The following is a 20,693-nucleotide window of genomic DNA, read 5'->3' as shown; positions in this document are numbered from 1 at the left end:
TTGTCGGCTGTGAAGTCCCATGACCCACCTCACTGCGGACCTGGAACCGGCCACGCGGCGGTGATACTGGTCGTATGAAGCTCAGCCGCCCTGTCTCCTGGTTCCTGCTCGCGTTCGGGGCGTGGTCCTGGGTCATCTGGGTCACTTTCGTCAAGAACTTGATCAAGGACGGCAGCGGACTCGCCTTCGATCACGGTCACCCGACCGCGTACTTCTGGGTGCACCTGCTGCTGGCGGTCGTTTCCTTCGTATTGGGGACGGCCATCGGCGTCATCGGGTTGCGCGGGCTGCGCGCACTGCGCCGGACGTCATAGCGCGGTACCGGTCGGCGGGAAACCGCTCCCACCCCTGTGAAGGCGCTGTGAAACACGGTGAAAACAACACCTCGGTAAGTTCTTGCACATCTGGTCAGAAAGCCCTTCCCCCGGCTGAAACAGGTGTGGTTAGGTGAGCCGCGCCACTTAGGGGAGTGGCGAAAAGTCGTGCTGGGCCAGGGGTAGGGCCCGTCAGGGGCCTGGGGAGGGCGCCACCATGCGATCTGTTCGCATGCGCATTCTCGTGACGCTGCTCGTAGTCGCCGTCGTGGGAATCGGTGGCTGGCAGCTGCTGCCGTCACAGAACCAGAACAAGACGATCAAGGTCGGTACGACGGACGCCGTCACCGACCTCGACCCGGCCGGTGCCTACGACGCCGGTTCCTGGGCGTTGTTCAGCAATGTCTTCCAGTCGCTGCTGACGTTCGAGCCGGGCGGCGTCGAGCCGGTCCCGGACGCGGCGAAGAGCTGTGCCTTCCAGGGCAGCGGTCTGAAGACGTACCGGTGCACGCTGCGCTCCGGGATCACCTTCCCGAGCGGCCGCACGATGACGGCCGAGGACGTGAAGTACAGCTTCGACCGGGTCAAGAAGATCAACTCCGATGTCGGACCGGCGTCGCTGTTCTCCACGCTCGCCTCGGTGACCGCCGACGACGCGACGACCGTCACCTTCCATCTGGCGTCCGCGGACGCCACCTTCCCGTCGAAGGTGGCTACCGGCGCCGGCGCGATCGTGGACAAGGACAAGTACCCGGCGGGCTCCCTGCGCACCGGCACCGCCGTCGACGGCACCGGCCCGTACACGCTGGCGTCGTACACCAAGGACGAGAAGGCCGACCTCGAGCCGAACAGCCGCTACCAGGGCTACCTGACCGGCACCGGCCGCCCGGTCGAGCTGCGCTACTACGCCGACTCCGCGAAGCTCGACGGCGCGTGGAAGGACGGGCAGGTCGACGTCGCCACCCGGACGCTGCCGCCGGACGTGCTGTCCCGGCTGAACCCGAGCGACCCCGACAAGCGCGTCAGCGAGTCCGACAGCGCCGAGACCCGCAACCTGTACCTCGACACCCGCGCGAACTCACCGCTGCACGACGTCCGGGTGCGCCGCGCGATGGCCTGGCTGGTCAACCGCGAGGAACTGGCCGGCACGGTCTACGAGGGCACGGTCGACCCGCTGTACTCGCTGATCCCGACCGGCATCACCGGCCACACCACCTCCTTCTTCGACGCCTACCCGGCGCAGAGCGTGCAGAAGGCGCGCGCGCTGCTCACCCAGGCCGGGGTGAGCCTGCCGGTGCGCTTCACCTTCGGCTACGGCATCGGCCGGGGCGCGGGCAAGGAGGAGGCCGCGGCGCTGAAGCAGCAGCTGGAGACGGGCGGCCTGTTCCAGGTGGACGTCAAGGGGTACGAGTGGACCGCCTTCCAGAAGACCTGGGCCGCCGGGAAGATGGACGCGTGGGCGGTCGGCTGGGTGGCCGACTATCCCGACCCGGACACCTTCGGCGCCGCGCTCGTCGGCACCGGCTCCACGATGAGCACCGGGTACAGCAACAAGATCGTCGACCATCTCATCCTGGACAGCCAGCAGTACGCCGACCGCACCCGGGCCGCGGGCGACTTCAAGGACATCCAGACGGACGTCGCCCGGGACGTCCCGCTGATCCCGCTGTGGCAGCGCAAGGAGTACGTGGTCAGTACCGAGGACGTGGGCGGCGGCCAGTACCTCACGGACGGCACGGGCGTCTTCCGCCTGTGGCGTCTGCAGTGGATCTGATCAACCGGCCTGCTCCTCGGGCCCCTTGGTCCCCTCGGCCCCCTTGGTCCGTGGGTCCGGCAGTGCCCTCGTCATGCCGGGCAGGAAGTCCGTGAACAGCTCATGGATCTCCAGGACCAGGGGGCGCAGCACCCGGAAGCGGGCGAGTGCCACACCACGGGCGGTCAGCCGGGCTCCCCGGCGCGCCAGCCGGTAACTGCGCTCGCGCCCCTCGGTCCGGTCGAAGACCCAGTAGAGCACCAGCCCCATCTGGGCGAGCCACATCAACTCCGGGAGCACATCGCGCAGTTCGGCCGGAACCTTGGACTTGGAACCGGCCAGCACTTCCCGGTGGACGGCTATGGCCTGCTCGCGGGCGTGCTCGCTCTCCGGGGAGAAGGGGCTGAGCGGGCTGTCCGGGTCGGCGGCGTTCTTGAAGAACTGCACGGCGAACTCGTGGTACGGCCGGGCGATGTCGAGCCAGACGGTCAGCACGCCCGCGAGCCGCGCCTCCAGGTCGGTCTCCCGGTCCAGGATCTCGCGGACCGCCGCCTGGTGCTCGGCGGCGATCCGGTCGTAGAACCCCTGGATCAGGTGTTCCTTGCCCTCGAAGTAGTAGTACGCGTTACCGACGGAGACCCCGGCCTCCGCGGCGATGGCCCGCATGGTGGTCTTGTCGTACCCGCGCTCCTGGAACAACCGCATCGCGGTCTGGAGGATCAGGGCACGGGTCTGCTCGGACTTGCTCTGGGGGCCGGCCGTCTCGGGACCGTCGTTCTTCGCGGGCACGGCACAGAGCCTAACGAGTGGCGCGGGTGCCCTGGGTGGTCAGCTCAGGCGGCCCAGTTCCCGCCTCTTGGTGTAGTCCGTGAAGCCGAGGACGTTCCCCCACGGGTCGGCGATCTCCACGGTCCATCCGGTGGCTTCCTGGAACACCTCGTCCAGCGGCGGGATCCCGGCGTCGGCGAGTCTCCGCGCCGCCACCCGTGCGTCCGGCACCTCCAGCCAGAGGCGTGGCGAGGGCCACGGCGGCGTCCGGTGGCCCAGCGGCTCCTCGACCCGCAGCAGGATCCCCGGCGTCTCCCCGCCGACCTTCAGCAACGCGATCCCGGCCTCGTCGAACCGGAACCCCACGGCGAACCCGGCCCGCTCGTAGAACCCGACGGCCTCCGCGAGGTCGCCGACGGGGAGCAGTACGTTGTCGAATCCGAGCAGCTCGTACGACTCATCGTCTGACATGACGTCAGATTAGAACCGTGCGGCGGCAAAACCCTGCAAAGGCGTGGCGAAACCCGCCGAAACGCCCGAGGGCCCTGCTTCCGGAGGACAGGAAGCAGGGCCCTCGGCCCGGTTTCGGGAGGACTGGCGAGGCGATCAGTAGCGACGCGTGATCAGCGCGCGCTTCACTTCCTGGATCGCCTTGGTGACCTCGATACCGCGCGGGCAGGCGTCCGTGCAGTTGAAGGTCGTACGGCAACGCCACACGCCGTCACGGTCGTTGAGGATCTCCAGGCGCTGCTCGCCCGCCTCGTCACGGCTGTCGAAGATGAAGCGGTGGGCGTTCACGATCGCGGCCGGACCGAAGTACTGGCCGTCGTTCCAGAACACCGGGCAGGAGGAGGTGCAGGCCGCGCAGAGGATGCACTTCGTCGTGTCGTCGAAGCGCTCGCGGTCCTCGGCGGACTGCAGCCGCTCGCGGGTCGGCTCGTTGGTGTCCTTGGTGACCAGGAACGGCATGACGTCCCGGTACGCCTGGAAGAACGGCTCCATGTCCACGACCAGGTCCTTCAGGACCGTCAGGCCCTTGATGGGCTCGATCGTGATCGGCTTCTCGGGGTTGATGTCCTTGATCAGCGTCTTGCAGGCAAGGCGGTTCTTGCCGTTGATCCGCATCGCGTCCGAGCCGCAGATGCCGTGCGCGCAGCTACGGCGGAAGGTCAGGGTGCCGTCGACGTCCCACTTGATCTTGTGGAGGCCGTCGAGGACCCGCTCCTTCGGGTCGATCTCCAGCTGGAAGTCTTCCCAGGCGGCTTCCGCCGAGACCTCCGGGTTGAACCGGCGGACCCGGAAGGTGACCGTGATGTAGGGGGAGTCGGCGAAGCCGGGCTCGGGCTGGCCGGCCGCGTCCGCCTTGTCCAGAACAGGGGTAGCCATCAGTACTTACGCTCCATCGGCTGGTAGCGGGTCTGGACGACCGGCTTGTAGTCGAGACGGACGGTTTCCGAGCCGTCGGCGCCGACCTCGCGGTACGCCATGGTGTGGCGCATGAAGTTGACGTCGTCGCGGTTCGGGTAGTCCTCACGGTAGTGACCGCCGCGGGACTCCTTGCGGGCCAGCGCCGAGACGGCCATGACCTCGGCCAGGTCCAGCAGGTTGCCCAGCTCGATGGCCTCCAGCAGGTCGGTGTTGAACCGCTTGCCCTTGTCCTGGACCGCCACGTTCTTGTAGCGCTCGCGCAGCTCGGCGATCTTCTCGACGGCCGTCTTGATCGTCTGCTCGGTGCGGAACACCATGACGTTGGCGTCCATGGTCTCCTGCAGCTCGCGGCGCAGGACCGCCACCCGCTCGGTGCCGGTGGACTCGCGCAGCCGCTCGATCTGCTCGACGACCTGCGACTCCGGGTTCTCCGGCAGCTCGACGAAGTCCGCCTTCGCCGAGTACTCGGCGGCGGCGATGCCCGCGCGGCGGCCGAAGACGTTGATGTCCAGCAGCGAGTTGGTGCCCAGGCGGTTGGCGCCGTGCACCGACACACAGGCGACCTCGCCGGCCGCGTACAGGCCCGGGACGACCGTGGTGTTGTCCGCCAGGACCTCACCCTCGACGTTCGTCGGGATGCCGCCCATCGCGTAGTGCGCGGTCGGCTGGATCGGGATCGGGTCCGTGTACGGCTCGATGCCGAGGTAGGTCCGCGCGAACTCGGTGATGTCCGGCAGCTTGGCGTCCAGCTGCTCCGGCGGCAGGTGGGTCAGGTCGAGGTAGACGTGGTCGCCCTCGGGACCACAGCCGCGGCCCTCACGGATCTCCGTGTAGATGGAGCGGGACACGACGTCACGGGACGCCAGGTCCTTCATGACGGGAGCGTACTTCTCCATGAAGCGCTCGCCGTCCTTGTTGCGCAGGATGCCGCCCTCACCGCGGGCGCCCTCGGTGAGCAGGATGCCCATGCGCCAGATGCCGGTCGGGTGGAACTGGAAGAACTCCATGTCCTCCAGCGGCAGGCCCCGGCGGTAGACGGCGGCCTGGCCGTCACCGGTGAGGGTGTGCGCGTTGGAGGTCACCTTGAAGAACTTGCCGCAGCCGCCGGAGGCGTAGATGACGGCCTTCGCCTGGAAGACGTGGATCTCGCCGGTGGCCAGCTCGTAGGCCACCACACCGGCGGACTTCTTGACGCCGTCGACCTCGGTGATCAGCTGGTCCAGGACGTAGAACTCGTTGAAGAACTCCACGCCCTCCTTGACGCAGTTCTGGTACAGCGTCTGCAGGATCATGTGGCCGGTACGGTCCGCGGCGTAGCAGGACCGGCGGACCGGCGCCTCGCCGTGGTTACGGCTGTGACCGCCGAAGCGGCGCTGGTCGATGGTGCCGTTCGGCGTCCGGTTGAACGGCAGGCCCATCTTCTCCAGGTCGAGGACGGCGTCGATGGCCTCCTTCGCCAGGATCTCGGCGGCGTCCTGGTCGACCAGGTAGTCACCGCCCTTGACCGTGTCGAAGGTGTGCCACTCCCAGTTGTCCTCCTCCACGTTGGCGAGCGCGGCGGCCATACCGCCCTGCGCGGCGCCCGTGTGGGAGCGGGTGGGGTAGAGCTTGGTCAGCACCGCGGTGCGGCTGCGCTTCGTCGCCTCGATGGCGGCACGCATGCCCGCGCCGCCGGCGCCGACGATGACGGTGTCGTACTTGTGGATCTTCATGATTCTCGCAGCCCCGTGCCTAGCGGATGTTCGGGTCGAAGGTGAAGATCACCAGCGTGCCCAGCAGGATGGTGAACACCGTGGCGGTGTAGAGCAGAGCCTTCAGCCACAGCCGGGTGTTCGGCCGCTCGGCGTAGTCGTTGATGACCGTGCGCAGGCCGTTGGCGCCGTGCAGCATCGCGAGCCACAGCATCAGCAGGTCCCAGACCTGCCAGAACGGGGACGCCCAGCGGCCGGCCACGAAGGCGAAGCCGATCTTGGAGACACCGCCGTCCAGCACGAGCTGGATCAGCAGGTGGCCGAGGACCAGGACGACCAGCACGATGCCGGACAGGCGCATGAACAGCCAGGCCGCCAGCTCGAAGTTGCCCCGGGTCGACTTCGGGGTCTTCTTGGTGCGCTTGCGCGGCGCCTCGATCAGCGGGGCCGGGTTGTCGACGGTGTAGGCGGGGGCGCCTTCGACGGGGCCGACGCCGGACGCGGTGGTTTCGGTGGTGGACATCGGCGTCAGCTCCCAAAGAGGACACGGGCGGCGTGGCCGAGCACCGGGTAGACAGCGCCGGCCATCAGGACGACCCAGACACCCATCACGGTCCAGAACATCTGCTTCTGGTAGCGCGGGCCCTTCGACCAGAAGTCGACGGCGATGACGCGCAGGCCGTTGAGCGCGTGGAAGAGGATGGCGGCGACGAGGCCGTACTCCAGCAGCGCGACGATCGGCGTCTTGTACGTGGCTACGACCTTGTCGTAGTCCTCGGGGGAGACACGCACGAGAGCGGTGTCCAGCACGTGAACGAACAGGAAGAAGAAAATGAGGACGCCGGTGACTCGGTGAGCCACCCAGGACCACATTCCTTCCCGGCCGCGGTACAGCGTTCCAGCCGGCACGGAAGTCCCTCCGGGAGCGGGGATTGGGGCCGCGCCGGCTTCGGTGTCGGGCGGGCCCGGCCGGGTACGGTCCACCGGCCCCCAGCATCGTAGCCATGCGCTGCGTTGTGCCTTACGGGGGGCCTACCTTGTGTGATCAAATTGGCACCGGATGGGGGAGCGGGCACGCGGCTACGGGGGTGGTGTGTCCTCTTATCTGCCGTGTGCGGGTGCCTTGTGGCTGGTCGCGCCCCTCAGGCAGGTGCCCAGTCTGCTTCGTGCCAGGCGCCGGAGCTCCTCCGCCGCTATCACCCGCTCCTCCTCCGGATCGTTTGTCAATCGTGATCGGATCGCTTCGAGGATCCGGTCGAGGGATTCGTCCGGATGGGTGTCGCCCAGGTAGATGACGAACGCGTGTCCGAATCTGGCCTCGTAGGCCGCGTGGGCCGCGCTCAGGGCCATGTGGGCCGCCGAGTAGGTGTCCTCGGGCAGGTCCGGGAGGGTCTCTCCGGCCAGAGCCTCCGACAGGTCGCTCGGCGACAGGTCGTACGCCGCCTCGTCCGCCGCCGCCAGGAGGGAGTCCAGGTCGGGGTAGGGGCGGTGGTCGGCGACCCGGCGGGACCAGCGCAGGCAGCGCAGGCAGTGCTGGAGCAGGGCGCGGGCCTCGTCGGCGGGTGCCGCGTTGAAGGCGTCGAGGGGCTTGGGGAGATACGGGAGACGGTGGGCGGGCAGCGTGGTTCCTCGCGTCACATGTGGCGTGGCAGGGGATGCTGTGAAAGGTGTGTCGTCAGGTTATCGAGAGTGGTCACTGTGTGTCGCCGTGATGCCTGAAATTCACCCGGACGGCAGAGTTTCAGAGCGTCTGAGTGACGAACGAGGCGCGGATCGGTCGTACGTTGGCAGGGTGACCCAGCACAGGCGAGGCGCCTCGGCGCAGCAGGTGATACGGAAGCGGGCGGTCGTGGCCGGCGCGTTCGTCGGGACCATCGCGCTCGGCGCGGGTGTCGGCGTGTGGGCCTCGAGCGGAGGCGGCGGGACGGTGGAGGGGGGCGCGTCGCGGTCGTCCTCCGGCCGGGTGGCCGGCACCGACTCCGGCGGGGCGGGCGCGCCCTCGGCGAGTCCGGCGCCCAGCCGGTCCTATCCGCTCTCCCAGACGCCGCGCACGATACCCGCGGTGCGCTCCCACACTCCGGCGCGCGGGCCCGGCTGGAGGCCGCAGAAGGCCGACCGGGTGGTGATCAGCGACCGGGAGCTGGCCGACGAGGGGCAGCTGATAGCCGGGGAGCTGGGGATCACCTACGCGGGGGAGAAGGACGACGTGCGGGCGGGGGACGTCCGGCTGGCACTCGGCGGCGGGGGCGGGAACCAGGAGTCGTACACCATGACCGTCCGCGACGGGCGGGTGGACATCAGCGGGCCCGGCGAGGCGGGGGTGTTCTACGGCACCCGCACGCTGAAGCAGGAGGTCCACGGCGGCGGCACCGCCCCGGAGGGCGTCGTACGGGACGAGCCGGCCAAGACGGTGCGCGGGTTCATGCTGGACATCGCGCGCAAGCCGTACACCGAGTCCTGGATCGAGGACCGCATACGCGAGCTGGGGGACCTGAAGTTCAACGAGCTGGGGCTGCACTTCTCCGACGACCAGGCCTTCCGGATCGAGTCCGGCAGCCATCCCGAGATCGTCTCCCGGGACCACCTGACCAAGGCGCAGGTCAAGAACATCGTGGCCCTGGCGAACAGCCGGCACATCACCGTCGTACCCGAGATCGACTCGCCGGGGCATCTGGGCGCCGTCCTCGCCGCCCACCCCGACCTGCAGCTGCGCAACGCGAGCGGGATCGCCACCAAGGGCGCGATCGACATCTCCAAGCCCGCCTCCGCGAAGCTCGTGGACGATCTGCTGAACGAGTACGCAGGGCTGTTCACCGGCAACCAGTGGCACCTAGGCGGCGACGAGTACCAGGCGCTGACCGTGAAGAACCCGCAGGTCTCCTACCCGCAGCTCGCGGCCGCCGCCCGGCAGAAGTACGGCTCCGGCGGCACCGTCGCCGATCTGGCCACCGGCTGGCTGAACGACCGCGCCGACACCGTCCGCGCGCACGACAAGACCATGCGGGCCTGGAACGACGGCTTCTACCGCGGTACGTCCGTGCAGGCGGCCAAGGACCTCCAGGCCGCCTACTGGACCGGCAAGGAGCTCGGGGCGCGGCAGCCGGCGGACTATCTGAGCGCGGGCCGCAAGGTGCTCAACTACAACGACGAGTTCCTCTACTACGTCCTCGGCCAGCCGCAGACCTTCGTCTATCCGACCGGTCAGCGGATCTACGAGCAGTGGAACCCGCGCGTGCTGCGCGGCACGACCGCCGTACCGGCGGGCTACGACGGGCAGATCCTCGGCGGGTCGTTCGCGGTGTGGTCCGACTTCCCGAACGCGCAGACACAGGCGCAGGTCGCGGCCGGCATCCGGATGCCGCTGCGGGCCACCGCGCAGAAGCTGTGGGACCCGGGCAGGCCCGCGCTGTCCTGGGCCGACTTCCAGGCGCTGGCGAACCGGCTGGGCTGACCGAATCCGGTGGGGCCGAATCCGGTGGACGTACGGCGCCTTCCGGCCGTATGTTCCGGTGTTCGCGTGTCCGGCCGGGGGAAGGCCGCACGTCTGTCGCCGGCGTCATCTCGGGGGAACCTCTTCATGACCACACCCATGACCTCACCCATGCCCGCACCGCCGTTCGTGCCCGGTGCCGTGCTTCGCTCGCCCGTGGGGCTCGGCCGGGCCACCGCCGTGCTGCTCGGGCTGGTCATCGCCACCGACCTGTTCGCCTGCTTCGCGGACCTGGCGGAGAGGAACGTCGCCGGTGACCTCGCCGACGGCGTCACGGGCGCCGGTGTGCTGCACCGGGCCGATCACGCCGACGCCCTCTACCGCGTCGCCGGCTTGACCCAGGCGGGGGCGCTGGTGGCCACGGCCGTCGTCTATCTGTGCTGGCTGTGGCGGGTGCGGGTGAACGCCGAGGTGTTCGACCAGTCCGCGCACAGCATGCGGCGCGGCTGGACGATCGGCGCCTGGTTCTGCCCGGTCGTCAACCTGTGGTTCCCGCGCCGGATCGTCCTGGAGGCCTGGGACGCCAGCGTGCCCTGGGGTGCGCGGATCAGGCACGCGCCGGTCAACGCCTGGTGGACGCTGTGGATCATCAGCCTCCTCGCCGGCCGGTTCGCGTCGATGAGCTGGCGGCACGCCGGCACGCCGGGACTTCTGCGGAGCGCCGCCGGGCAGATGCTGTTCTCCGACGCGGTCGACGTCGCGGCCGCCATCCTGGCCATCGTGGTCGTCGTCCATCTGACCCGGATGCAGCACCGAAAGGCTCTGGCGGGCCAAGTGCCGTCCCCCGTGTCTGGCTGAAAACCTCCGGCTGTGACACTCCCGCGCCGTTGCACGCAGTAAGGGGAAGTGCGGGCTCCGTACCGGTCGGCGCCCCGGCAAGGGAGACATTTTCATGAGCCTGGTGGAACGGATCGCACAGGCCGACGAACGCGGACTGGCCGCTAGTGGGTTGGCTTGTTTGGACCGGTGCCTGCCCTTGCTCGGCGCCGACGACGAGTTGCTGCGGCCCCTGTGGGCGAGTCTCGCCGACGGCTCCGACTGGGGCGCGAGCCTGGAGAAGGCCCGTGGGACGCTCGGCGCCGAAGGGCCCGGGGAGGGCGCCGGACGCGAAGCGGACGAGGCCGCGGAGCTGGTCCGCCGGATGCTTCAGGCGGCCCCGGCCGAGCGGACCGCCGACGCGGTACGCCCCTGGGCCGACGCCTGCTCGGTGGCCTCGCTGCGCATCCACCGCCTGCTCGACCCCGCGGCGGACGGTACGCCGGACCCGGACGCGCTCGACGCCGGGCGCGCGGGCGACACGCAGGAGCTGCCGCCGCTGGTCGCCGCGGAACTGCGCCGCCAGAAGGCGGTGCTGGACCTCCTGTCCGAGCACGGCCCCAACGGCCTGCGCCGCGCCCTGGACCTGTCGATCGAGGGCCGCCGGGTGCTGCGCGCGGTGGTGTCACGCCGGGCGAGGAGCGCCCCGTAGGGTTTCGCCAGGTCAAACCCGCCTGCGTGGGCGAGTCCTGTGCCTGTCCTGCGGTGGACCTGAGCCGGTTTGGCGACGGTTGGCGAAACGGCCCGGAACGCCGTGACGGTTGCCCCGTCCCGCTCGCTCTTCCCTATGTGACAGCCCAGTACGTGACAGCACAGCAGGAGACCAGGCCGCACGCCGCGACAAAGCCCCTGCGGTGGGCCGCGGACACCGTGGCGACCATGCGCGAGGGCGCCCGCGTGCGCCTCGACTACACGGCGCAGAGCCTGTGGCGGGTCGACCGGATGATCGAGGAGATACGCCGCGAGGGACCGCCGTACGGCGCCGTCGAGAGCGTGCTGCGCGGCTTCGGTGCCTACGCCGGCGAGGTCATCGTCCGCCAGAGTGGCGCCGAGTGGTGGTCGACCGGCGGCGACCACTGGGTGCGCACCCCCGACGGCCGGCTCTGGGACCCCATCGAGGAGGCCCGGCGGGCATACGGCGGCGCGGGCTCGCTGCGGCTGCTGTGCCGGGACGCGACCACCCCCCGATGACCGGCCCTGACCAGGAATTTCGTCTCGCTGTGACACTTCTGTGAGGTCCGGCGCTGATCACCGTGGAGGGCGGAGACACGGCCGGAGCGTGTCGGACCGTTAAGGGCGTGCCACGCAGTGGCCATGAACTCGGCGCGAACGAGGACGTCTTGGGGCAGGCAGCAGAACCCCGGCGCCCGCAGCCGCGGGACGGGGAACTGGGCGCGGCCGTCGCGCGCGCCCAGGACGGGGACGAGACCGCCTTCGCGGTGGCCTACCGGATCGTGCAGCCGGGCCTGCTCGGCTATCTGCGGGGCTTCGTCGGCGAGGACGCGGAGGACGTGGCCGCCGACGCCTGGCTGGAGATCGCCCGCGACCTCGGCCGGTTCAAGGGCGACGGCGCGGGCTTTCGCGGCTGGACCGCGACCATCGCCCGGCACCGCGCCCTGGACCTCCTGCGCCGCCGCAAGGTACGGCCCCGGATCTCGGCGCTGGAAGAGGACGCGCTGGAGCTGCCCGGCCGGCTCAGCACCCACGACCAGGCCCTGGAGACGCTGTCCACCGAACGGGCGCTGGAGCTGGTGCGCGCCCTGCCGCGCGACCAGGCCGAGGCCGTACTGCTCCGGGTGGTCGTCGGCCTCGACGGCCCCGCCGCCGCACGCGTCCTCGGCAAGCGCCCCGGCGCCGTCCGCACGGCCGCGCACCGCGGGCTGAAACGGCTCGCCCGGCAGCTGGGCGCCCAGGGCGAGGGCGGCGAGGGTGTGACGGATGACGGCGCTCGCACGCTGGGTGAGTCGACATGAACGGAGCCGATCGCGAGCCGTATGGATACGGGAGCGCCATCGGTCCCGGAGCCCGTACGAGGCCCGGGAGGTCGGGCGACTCCGGCACGCGGGACGAGGACGGGAACAGGCATGGGTGAACGGCACAGCGGCGACGGCCCCTTCGGTCGCCGGCACGTACACCCTGGCGGCACCCTCTCCGCACCGGACCACACCGACGGCGGCCGTACCGGCTCCGGGTTCGAGGCGCGGCTCGGTGCCGTGCTGCGCGAGGGCACCGTGGACGCCGAGGCCGAGCGCCGGGCCGTGGCCGCCTTCCGCGCCGCCCAGGCGACCGGGGCGCCCCGCCCGCGCACCCGGCGCCGGGACGACTGGCGGCCCGCCGCGCCGAGGCGTGCCCGGCTCTCGCTGAAGACCACGCTCTCGGTGGTGCTCGCCAGCCTCACGCTGGGCGGGGTCGCCGTCGCGGCGATCGGCTCCGCCCGGTCCGGCGCGCACGGCCACCCGGACGGGCCGCGCTCCGCCCACCCGACGAGCGGCTCGCACTCGACGGCTGCTCCCGGCCCGTCCGCCACGTCCGGCGGCCCGGGCTCCGGCGCACCGGCCGGCCGCCCGGACCACCCGGCGAGCGCCCGGGACACCGTGGCCCACTGCCGTACCTACGAGCGGGCCGGAGAGCGGGGCGGCGCCCTGGACTCGACGGCCTGGCAGCGCCTCGTCACGGCGGCGGGCGGCGAGGACGAGGTCGCGGCCTACTGTGCGGCCCAGGTGACGTCCGCTCAGGAGAAGAAGAGCGGCAAAAGCGGCAAGGTCCACGCAAAGGGGCAAAGGTCCAGTAGCGGCAAGCATGCTGACAGCGGCGGCAATTCGGCACGCAAGGCCACTCGGAAGAAGCAGCCGCAGAAGTAGCCGGAGAAACGGCCGGGGAAGCAGTCGGGGGAACAGCCGGGGGAGTAACCTTCGTCACCCTGGCATGCCCGGGAAAAGCGAACGGCCGGGGCCGCCACCCCCCACAGGAGAGGCCCCGGCCGTCGCGCGGACGGGCCGCGCGCGGCCCGTACTTACTACAGCGCCATGGGTGCGTTTTCTGTCACACCCGACCCCCCTCGACCCTCACCCTGCGCACATCCGCACCCGGTCACGAGTTAGTTGCATCTTCTACGGACATGGACGAGGAGCGGTTTCACGCCGTAACGTGCCTTTCGCGCCGACCGGGAAACAGGCGTAAAGGGAGTACGGTGCTGGGGGACGACGCGGAGCTGACCACCGCGGTGCGTGCGGCACAGGACGGAGACGAGACCGCGTTCCGTACGGTGTACCGCGCCGTGCATCCACGGCTGCTCGGATACGTACGCACGCTGGTCGGTGATCCGGATGCCGAGGACGTGGCCTCCGAGGCCTGGCTGCAGATCGCCCGGGACCTCGACCGGTTCAGCGGAGACGCCGACCGGTTCCGTGGCTGGGCCGCCCGGATCGCCCGCAACCGGGCCCTGGACCACATACGCATGCGCGGCCGCCGCCCCGCCATAGGCGGCGACGAGACGGAACTCACCGGCCGGGCCGCCGAGTCCGACACGGCCGGCGAGGCCATCGAGGCCCTGGCCACCGGCAGCGCCCTCTCCCTCATCGCCCGGCTCCCGCAGGACCAGGCCGAGGCGGTCGTCCTGCGCGTCGTGGTCGGCCTCGACGCCAAGAGCGCCGCCGAGACCCTCGGCAAACGCGCCGGTGCCGTACGCACCGCGGCGCACCGCGGTCTGAAGCGGCTCGCGGAGCTGCTCGGCGACGATCCGGAATCGGCGGGCGTGCTCGACGCGCTCCCACCCCAGCGAGAACCGCGCGGTCGCGCGGTGTCGTCCGCAACTGTGACGGATATGCGTGCGCGGACGCAGAAGGACATGTGATGGCCGACGAGCAGGACAAGTGGCTGAACCGTGAGACGGCGGAACGTCTACTGCGCGGTGAGTCACTGGAAGCCGTCGATGCCTGTGCGCGTGACCAGGCCGAACGCCTCTCCCGGGCGCTCGGCGCACTGTCCGCCCAGGCGGCCCCCGCCCCCGGTGAACTCCCCGGCGAGCAGGCCGCTTTGGCCGCGTTCCGCAAGGCCCGCGAGGCCGCCGGCGCCGAACGGGCCGCCGTGGGCCGCGCCGCCGGCACCGCCGGCCGGCCCGTGCCCGGCGCCGACGCGGGCCTGGTCCGCATCGGTGCCCCGGCCTGTACCGGAATCCCGGTCCGCCGCCCCCGCTGGGCCCGGCCGGTGCGCCTGGCGCTCGCCGCCGCGATGGCCGTGGGCACGCTCGGCGGGGTCGCCATGGCCGCCGGAACCGGGATCCTGCCCACGCCGTTCGGGCCCGAGCGCCCCGGCCCCGCCGCCTCCGTCTCCGCCGGCCAGTCCTCCGCGGGGCCGTCCGCCTCGGCCTCGCCGCAGGGCACCCCGAGCTCCACCGCGGGTCCCGGACTGCCCAGCGGCAGCCCGGGCGCGAACCGCGGCGGCGCCTCCGGCCAGGCCGCCGGACCGGACGACCGTCCGGGCGCGAGCACCGCTCCGGGTTCCGGCGACTCCTCCGGCACCTGGTGGAAGGACGCGACCGCGGCCTGCCGGGACATCCGGGACGGCAAGGGACTGGACGCGGGCCGCAGGCGCGCGCTGGAGAACCTGGCGGGCGGCAGCGCCCGGCTGAGCCAGTACTGCAAGGTCCTCCTGACCGCCGCCCAGTCGGCCGACGGCGCGGCGAACGGCGGCAAGGGCGCCGGGAGCGGCGACAACGGCGAGGGCGGCAAGGGCAAGGACAAGGGCAAGGGCAACGGGAACGGCCAGGGCGGCGACGACGAGGGCCACCCCGGCCGGGGCGGCGGCGACGGCCACCCGGGCTGGGGCGGCGGCGACGGCCACCCGGGCTGGGGCGGCGGCGACGGCCACCCGGGCTGGGGCGGCGGCGACGGTCACTCCGGCAAGGGGGGCGACGGCAAGGGGGACGACGGTAAGGGCGGACACGGCCGCGGTGTCGCGTCCGTCCCGTCCGCCTTCGCTCCGGCCCACCCCGCCCGGAAGTCCGGCACCGCTCTCGGCCCGACGCCGAGCCCGAGCCCGGCGCACAGCGCGCCCTGAACCGAACGCCCCTCACGCCCCCCTCTGACCTGCTGCTTCGTGGTCCGCGAAAAATTTTCGGCGCGGGGTGTGACGTTTTTGAAGCCCCGCACGCAGTACTGAGTGAGCCGACTGGTCATCGGCCGTCGCACTGAGCCGGGGTTCCCCCCGTACCCACGGCTCGTGCACCTGGCGCGGGCGGGACACGTTCCCCCGGTCCCGCCCGCGCCCCGCATCCCTCTCCGTCACCAGTGGACGACGACTTTGTCGCCCACCCGCACCTGAGCGAACAGCTGGGCGATCGCCGTCTCGTCCCGGACGTTCACGCACCCGTGCGAAGCCCCCGCGTATCCGCGCGCCGCGAAGTCGTACGAGTAGTGCACCGCCTGGCCGCCGCTGAAGAACATCGCGTACGGCATCGGCGAGTGGTAGAGCGTGGACACCCAGGTCCGCGCCTTCCGGTAGATGTGGAACACACCCTCCCGGGTCGGCGTGTACAGCGCCCCGAACCGCACCGACGCCGTCGCCAGCGTCTGCCCGCCGACCATCCAGCGCAGCGTCCGCGTCGTCTTGTCGATGCACAGGACACGCCCCGTCAGACAGCGCGGGTCGGGCGCGCCGACCGGCTGACCGCCCATCAGATACAGCTCCCAGGTGCCGGGCCTATGGGTCATCGCCACCAGCCGCTGCCAGGTGACGGTGTCGGTCCGCCCCGTCTGCGGCAGTCCGCGCTTGCCCTGGAAGCCGCGGACGGCCCGCTCGGTCAGATCGTCGTACGACCCCGTCGGCCCGTCGAACAGCCAGGCCACCTGGCGCAGCCGGGACTGCAGCCCCCGCACCCCCGGCCCGCTGTCGCCGCGCGACCACAGAACGCGGGGAGCGGGCGCGGCCGGTGCCGGCTGGGCCGATCGGGTGGGATTCGCCGGGCGGCTTCCCGGGGCGCCTCCCAGGGGCCTTCCCGGGCTCTGTCCCGGGGTCTGGAAGTGCACCGGTGCCCGGGCCTTGCCGTCGGCGCCCGTGGGCTGCACGGTGCAGCCGCAGAGGGCGGCGAGGGCGGCGAGGGAGGCGGCAGAGGCGAGTACGGCGGTGGGTCTTCCGGAGATCCTCATGCCGGTGATGTTTCCCCGCGTGACCGCCGCCGAACGACGGGGCATGGTGAGGGGTGACAGGACGTACTCCGGAGGCATCCATGGCACGTGAGTCGGAGTCGGGGCTGCCGATCGAGCCGGTCTATGGACCGCAGGCGCTGCAGGGCTGGGACCCGGCCGGAAAACTGGGCGAACCGGGGTCGTACCCGTTCACCCGTGGGGTGTACCCGACGATGTACACCGGCCGGCCCTGGACCATGCGCCAGTACGCCGGCTTCGGTACGGCGGCCGAATCGAACGCCCGCTACCGCCGGCTGATCGCCCACGGCACCACGGGCCTGTCGGTCGCCTTCGACCTGCCCACCCAGATGGGCCACGACTCCGACGCGCCCCTCGCCCACGGCGAGGTCGGCAAGGTCGGCGTGGCGATCGACTCCCTCGACGACATGCGGGTGCTCTTCGACGGTATCCCGCTGGACCAGGTCTCCACGTCGATGACGATCAACGCGCCCGCCGCCCTGCTGCTGCTCCTCTACCAGCTGGTGGCGGAGGAACAGGGGGCACGGGCCGACCGGCTGACCGGCACGATCCAGAACGACGTGCTGAAGGAGTACATCGCGCGCGGGACGTACATCTTCCCGCCGAAACCCTCCCTGCGCCTGACGGCGGACATCTTCAGGTACTGCACCGCCGAGATCCCGAAGTGGAACACCATTTCGATCTCCGGCTACCACATGGCCGAGGCGGGCGCCTCACCCGTGCAGGAGATCGCGTTCACCCTGGCGGACGGTATCGAGTACGTCCGTACGGCGGTGGCGGCGGGCATGGACGTCGACGACTTCGCCCCGCGGCTGTCCTTCTTCTTCGTGGCCCGTACGACGCTGCTGGAGGAGGTCGCCAAGTTCCGCGCGGCGCGCCGGATCTGGGCGCGGGTGATGCGGGAGGAGTTCGGGGCGCGGAACCCGAAGTCCTGGATGCTGCGCTTCCACACGCAGACGGCCGGGGTGCAGCTGACGGCCCAGCAGCCGGAGGTGAACCTGGTCCGGGTCGCCGTCCAGGCCCTGGCCGCGGTCCTCGGCGGCACCCAGTCCCTGCACACCAACTCCTTCGACGAAGCCATCGCGCTGCCGACCGACAAGTCCGCCCGGCTGGCCCTGCGCACCCAGCAGGTGCTGGCCCACGAGACGGACGTGACGGCGACCGTGGATCCGTTCGCGGGCTCCTACGCGGTGGAGCGGATGACGGACGACGTGGAGGAGGCGGCCGTCGATCTGATGCGGCGGGTCGAGGACCTGGGCGGGGCGGTCGCGGCGATCGAGCGGGGCTTCCAGAAGGCCGAGATCGAGAAGAACGCCTACCGGATCGCCCAGGAGACCGACTCCGGGGAGAGGGTGGTCGTCGGCGTGAACCGCTTCCGGCTGGACGAGGAGGAGCCGTACGAGCCGCTGCGCGTCGATCCTGCCATCGAGGCCCGGCAGGCGGAACGCCTGGAGAAGCTCCGGGCCGAGCGGGACCAGCGGGCGGTGGACACGGCCCTGGACGCGTTGCGGAAGGCGGCCGAGGGGGAGGACAACGTGCTGTATCCGATGAAGGAGGCGCTGCGGGGGCGGGCGACGGTGGGGGAGGTGTGCGGAGCGCTCCGCGGGGTTTGGGGGGCGTACGAGCCGTCGGAGGTGTTCTGAGCTGGGCGGTTGCTCCGTATGGGTGATCCCGAGCCGAGTCCGCTTCCCCGGTTACTCTCGTTGCAGAGTGGGCCCCGAAAAGGAGGACGCCATGGCCGTACTGCAGCAGGAGCTGACCCTGGGCGAGGCTGCCGACCAGCTTGCCCGTCCCTCTGCCCGAGGACTTTGCGATCCCTGACTTCTCGGTCGTCGACCAGGACTTCCGCGACGCCCATGTCACGAAGAACTACTACGCACCGAACGTCTTCCGCCTGGTCGTGGAAGTGACGTCGACGAACTGGTCGGACGACTTGGGCCCCAAGGTCGAGTGCTATGCCCAGGCCGACATCCCGGTCTACATCGTGGCCGACCGCAAGCACGACGAGGTCCTCCTCTACACGGATCCGGCCGACGGCAAGTACCCGGATCCCGTCCGCTACAAGCGAGGTCAGTCCGTCCCCGTCCCCGAATCCGTCGGCGTCACCCTCGACCTCTGCGTGGACACCCTCCTCGACGGCGGCGACTGACCGCCGCCCGAACCGGAGTGTCGTACCCCCGTGCGACACTCCTTTGCATGTTCGGCGTCATCGACCTCCCCACCTATCTCGCGGGCCTGATCCTGATCGTGCTCCTGCCCGGGCCCAACTCCCTGTACGTCCTCTCGGTCGCCGCCCGGCGTGGCGTGCGGGCCGGTTACACCGCTGCCGCCGGGGTGTGGTGCGGGGACACCGTGCTGATGACGCTGTCCGCCGCCGGGGTCGCCTCGTTGCTCAAGGCCAACGCGGTGTTGTTCGGGATCGTGAAGTACGCCGGTGCCGGGTATCTGACCTGGCTCGCGATGGGCATGCTGCGGTCGGCCTGGCAGATGTGGCGGACACGGCGGGAGAAGGCCGTGGCGGACTCCGCGCCCGCCACCGGCACCGACGAGCGGCCCTTCCGGCGCGCCTTCGTCGTGAGTCTCTTCAACCCCAAGGCGATCCTGTTCTTCGTCGCCTTCTTCGTGCAGTTCGTCGACCCGGACTACGCCTACCCGGCCCTGTCCTTCGTCGTCCTCGGCGCTCTCGCCCAGGTGGCCAGCTTCCTCTACCTCAGCGCGCTGATATTCGGCGGCACGCGTCTCGCCGCCGCCTTCCGGCGCCGTAAGCGGCTGTCGGCCACGGCCACTTCGGCGGCCGGGGCCTTGTTCCTGGGGTTCGCCGTGAAGCTGACGCTGGCCAGCGCCTAGGGCAGGTCGGACGCCGGCCTCGGCCAGGTAGGCCGCCACCCCGTCCGGGGAGTCGCCCGCCCAGCCCACATAGCCGTCCGGTCGGATCAGGAAGACGCCCGGGCCGTAGGACTCCGGTGCCGCCGGGAGTGCTCGCACGCCGGCGACGGAGGTCTTTGCGCCCAGCAGCGTCCAGTGCGGGCCCCGGAACGCGTCGAAGAGGCGGACGCCGTTCACCCTGCCGTCCGGGGCGCGGTCGCCCGCCCGGACCCCCGGCGGGTCGGCCCGGGTCTCCACGCTCAGCGACGACTCCCGGTAGTCCAGCCCCAGTTGCACGGTCGCCTTGCCGCGCCGTACCTCACCCCGGTGCACGCCCGTCGAGAGGTTCAGCATGGCCGCCGCGTTCGCCCGGCGTTCCTCCTCGTAGGTGTCCAGCAACGCCTCCGGCGCCCCGCCCCGCAGCACCGCGCCCAGCTTCCAGCCCAGGTTGTAGGCGTCCTGGACGCTGGTGTTCAGGCCCTGGCCGCCGGCCGGGGAGTGGACATGGGCCGCGTCGCCCGCGAGCAGGACCCGCCCGGCCCGGAAGCGGTCCGCGAGGCCCGTGCGCGACCGGAAGCCGGAGGCCCAGCGCAGCTCCGTGACGTCCTCGGCGCCCAGGTGCGTGTACGCGGCCACCAGCATGCGGATGCCGTCCAGGGACAGGTCGGGTTCGGCGCCCTCCGCGAGGCGGGCCTGCAACTGGAAGTCGTCCGTGCCGGCGAGCGGGCACAGGGCGACGCCGGTGCGGTCGGCTCCCGGGAACGTGTGCCAGTGGCCGCGGTCCAGGCCGGTCAGCCCTACGTCCGCAACCAGGAACGGCGCGGGGTCGACCGTCTCGCCGGTCATGCCGACGCCGACCGCGCGCCGGACCACCGAGTGTCCGCCGTCCGCCGCCACGACGTACCCCGCGCGGGCGGTCGTACCGTCGGCGAACCGCACGGTCACGCCCTGGGCGTCCTGTCCCAGGCCGGTCACCCCGCGCCCGAAGGCAACCGTGCCGCCCGACTCCACCAGCCGCGCGTACAGCACCTCCTGCGTGCGCCACTGCGCGACCATCCACGGCTCGGTGAACGGCGTGCCCTCGTCCGCCTCGACCTTCTCGAACATCGGCTCTTCGCCGACCCGCTCGCCGTCCTTCCAGATCATCCGCGCCGGATAGGGACCGCCCGCCGCCCGGATCGCCTCCAGTACGCCCAGGTCGTCGAAGACTTCCAGGGTGCGGGGCTGGATCCCCTTGCCGCGGGAGCCGGGGAACAGGGCCCGCGACCGCTCCACCACCAGAGCGTCCACGCCCCGGCGGGCGAGGTCGATGCCGAGGGCCAGGCCGGTGGGGCCCGCGCCCACGATCAGGACATCCATCGCGAGTCTCCTTAACGCCGTTAAGCGCCGTCGCCCATGAGCGTG

At 71.1% G+C, this 20,693-nt stretch carries 21 protein-coding genes and 1 pseudogene; 13 read left to right on the top strand and 9 right to left on the bottom strand.

Translation table 11 applies throughout. The features are described from left to right. Positions 1 to 74: 74 nt before the first annotated feature. Both BFF78_RS16735 and BFF78_RS16730 read left to right on the top strand, forming a co-directional pair. On the top strand, positions 75 to 314 hold the full coding sequence (locus BFF78_RS16735) for an SCO4848 family membrane protein (protein WP_069779105.1): 240 nt from the start codon (positions 75 to 77) through the stop codon (positions 312 to 314). 232 nt (positions 315 to 546) lie between these two features. Continuing rightward, positions 547 to 2,088 (top strand): ABC transporter substrate-binding protein, encoded by a 1,542-nt coding sequence (locus BFF78_RS16730; protein WP_079161352.1) that lies wholly within the window; start codon positions 547 to 549, stop codon positions 2,086 to 2,088. Here the strand turns inward: BFF78_RS16730 and BFF78_RS16725 are convergent, their stop codons facing one another. The 7 genes from BFF78_RS16725 to BFF78_RS16695 form a co-directional block, all read right to left on the bottom strand. Next, on the bottom strand, positions 2,089 to 2,856 hold the full coding sequence (locus BFF78_RS16725) for a TetR/AcrR family transcriptional regulator (RefSeq protein ID WP_069779103.1): 768 nt from the start codon (positions 2,854 to 2,856) through the stop codon (positions 2,089 to 2,091). Positions 2,857 to 2,895: 39 nt separating this feature from the next. Beyond that, a complete protein-coding gene (locus tag BFF78_RS16720) occupies positions 2,896 to 3,306 on the bottom strand; it encodes a VOC family protein (RefSeq protein ID WP_069779102.1) in 411 nt (136 codons plus the stop codon). A gap of 135 nt (positions 3,307 to 3,441) precedes the next feature. After that, complete coding sequence (locus tag BFF78_RS16715; RefSeq protein ID WP_069779101.1) at positions 3,442 to 4,221, bottom strand: succinate dehydrogenase iron-sulfur subunit; 780 nt, start codon at positions 4,219 to 4,221, stop codon at positions 3,442 to 3,444. Then, on the bottom strand, positions 4,221 to 5,975 hold the full coding sequence (sdhA, locus tag BFF78_RS16710; RefSeq protein ID WP_069779100.1) for a succinate dehydrogenase flavoprotein subunit: 1,755 nt from the start codon (positions 5,973 to 5,975) through the stop codon (positions 4,221 to 4,223). The genes BFF78_RS16715 and sdhA overlap by 1 nt, the downstream gene beginning before the upstream one ends. Before the next feature lie 19 nt (positions 5,976 to 5,994). Further along, entirely contained in the window at positions 5,995 to 6,477 is a 483-nt protein-coding gene (locus tag BFF78_RS16705; protein ID WP_069779099.1) for a succinate dehydrogenase hydrophobic membrane anchor subunit, read from the bottom strand. A gap of 5 nt (positions 6,478 to 6,482) precedes the next feature. Next, positions 6,483 to 6,863, bottom strand: coding sequence for a succinate dehydrogenase, cytochrome b556 subunit (gene sdhC / locus BFF78_RS16700; protein ID WP_079161351.1), 381 nt, complete (start codon positions 6,861 to 6,863; stop codon positions 6,483 to 6,485). Between the two features lie 192 nt (positions 6,864 to 7,055). Then, the gene (locus tag BFF78_RS16695) at positions 7,056 to 7,592 is read right to left on the bottom strand and encodes a 2-oxo-4-hydroxy-4-carboxy-5-ureidoimidazoline decarboxylase (protein WP_069779097.1); all 537 of its coding nucleotides are present in this window, start codon (positions 7,590 to 7,592) and stop codon (positions 7,056 to 7,058) included. A 154-nt stretch (positions 7,593 to 7,746) separates the two neighbouring features. Between BFF78_RS16695 and BFF78_RS16690 the strand changes: the two genes are divergently transcribed. From BFF78_RS16690 to BFF78_RS16655, 8 genes are all read left to right on the top strand, one after another. Continuing rightward, a complete protein-coding gene (locus BFF78_RS16690) occupies positions 7,747 to 9,405 on the top strand; it encodes a beta-N-acetylhexosaminidase (protein WP_227025857.1) in 1,659 nt (552 codons plus the stop codon). Between the two features lie 126 nt (positions 9,406 to 9,531). Continuing rightward, entirely contained in the window at positions 9,532 to 10,242 is a 711-nt protein-coding gene (locus BFF78_RS16685; RefSeq protein ID WP_227025856.1) for a DUF4328 domain-containing protein, read from the top strand. 94 nt (positions 10,243 to 10,336) lie between these two features. Further along, entirely contained in the window at positions 10,337 to 10,912 is a 576-nt protein-coding gene (locus BFF78_RS16680; RefSeq protein WP_069779095.1) for a hypothetical protein, read from the top strand. Positions 10,913 to 11,064: 152 nt separating this feature from the next. Continuing rightward, positions 11,065 to 11,451 (top strand): hypothetical protein, encoded by a 387-nt coding sequence (locus BFF78_RS16675; protein ID WP_069783619.1) that lies wholly within the window; start codon positions 11,065 to 11,067, stop codon positions 11,449 to 11,451. Positions 11,452 to 11,600: 149 nt separating this feature from the next. Beyond that, the gene (locus tag BFF78_RS16670; protein ID WP_069779094.1) at positions 11,601 to 12,233 is read left to right on the top strand and encodes an RNA polymerase sigma factor; all 633 of its coding nucleotides are present in this window, start codon (positions 11,601 to 11,603) and stop codon (positions 12,231 to 12,233) included. 111 nt (positions 12,234 to 12,344) lie between these two features. Further along, entirely contained in the window at positions 12,345 to 13,121 is a 777-nt protein-coding gene (locus tag BFF78_RS16665) for a hypothetical protein (RefSeq protein ID WP_069779093.1), read from the top strand. Positions 13,122 to 13,450: 329 nt separating this feature from the next. Next, positions 13,451 to 14,113 (top strand): RNA polymerase sigma factor, encoded by a 663-nt coding sequence (locus BFF78_RS16660; protein ID WP_069779092.1) that lies wholly within the window; start codon positions 13,451 to 13,453, stop codon positions 14,111 to 14,113. Then, positions 14,113 to 15,318, top strand: coding sequence for a hypothetical protein (locus BFF78_RS16655; RefSeq protein ID WP_069779091.1), 1,206 nt, complete (start codon positions 14,113 to 14,115; stop codon positions 15,316 to 15,318). Before BFF78_RS16660 ends, BFF78_RS16655 begins: the two co-directional genes overlap by 1 nt. Positions 15,319 to 15,542: 224 nt before the next feature. Here BFF78_RS16655 and BFF78_RS16650 read toward each other — a convergent pair whose 3' ends face one another. After that, entirely contained in the window at positions 15,543 to 16,406 is an 864-nt protein-coding gene (locus BFF78_RS16650) for a L,D-transpeptidase family protein (protein WP_069783618.1), read from the bottom strand. A gap of 80 nt (positions 16,407 to 16,486) precedes the next feature. On the opposite strand from BFF78_RS16650, the gene BFF78_RS16645 reads away from it, so the two are divergent. The 3 genes from BFF78_RS16645 to leuE all read left to right on the top strand — a co-directional run bounded on the left by BFF78_RS16645 (position 16,487) and on the right by leuE (position 19,271). Beyond that, on the top strand, positions 16,487 to 18,067 hold the full coding sequence (locus BFF78_RS16645; RefSeq protein ID WP_069779090.1) for an acyl-CoA mutase large subunit family protein: 1,581 nt from the start codon (positions 16,487 to 16,489) through the stop codon (positions 18,065 to 18,067). 140 nt (positions 18,068 to 18,207) lie between these two features. Then, positions 18,208 to 18,573, top strand: a complete 366-nt coding sequence (locus BFF78_RS16640; RefSeq protein ID WP_227025855.1) for a Uma2 family endonuclease — start codon at positions 18,208 to 18,210, stop codon at positions 18,571 to 18,573. A 47-nt stretch (positions 18,574 to 18,620) separates the two neighbouring features. Next, on the top strand, positions 18,621 to 19,271 hold the full coding sequence (gene leuE, locus BFF78_RS16635; protein ID WP_069779089.1) for a leucine efflux protein LeuE: 651 nt from the start codon (positions 18,621 to 18,623) through the stop codon (positions 19,269 to 19,271). 12 nt (positions 19,272 to 19,283) lie between these two features. Here the strand turns inward: leuE and BFF78_RS43295 are convergent. Beyond that, positions 19,284 to 20,648: pseudogene (locus tag BFF78_RS43295) on the bottom strand (FAD-dependent monooxygenase); the annotation flags it as partial. Between the last annotated feature and the right edge of the window lie 45 nt (positions 20,649 to 20,693).

This window comes from Streptomyces fodineus (assembly GCF_001735805.1).
Taxonomy (GTDB): Bacteria; Actinomycetota; Actinomycetes; order Streptomycetales; family Streptomycetaceae; genus Streptomyces; species Streptomyces fodineus.
The sequence above is the reverse complement of the archived record's forward strand: the minus strand, read 5'-3'. Positions and strand labels throughout refer to the sequence as shown.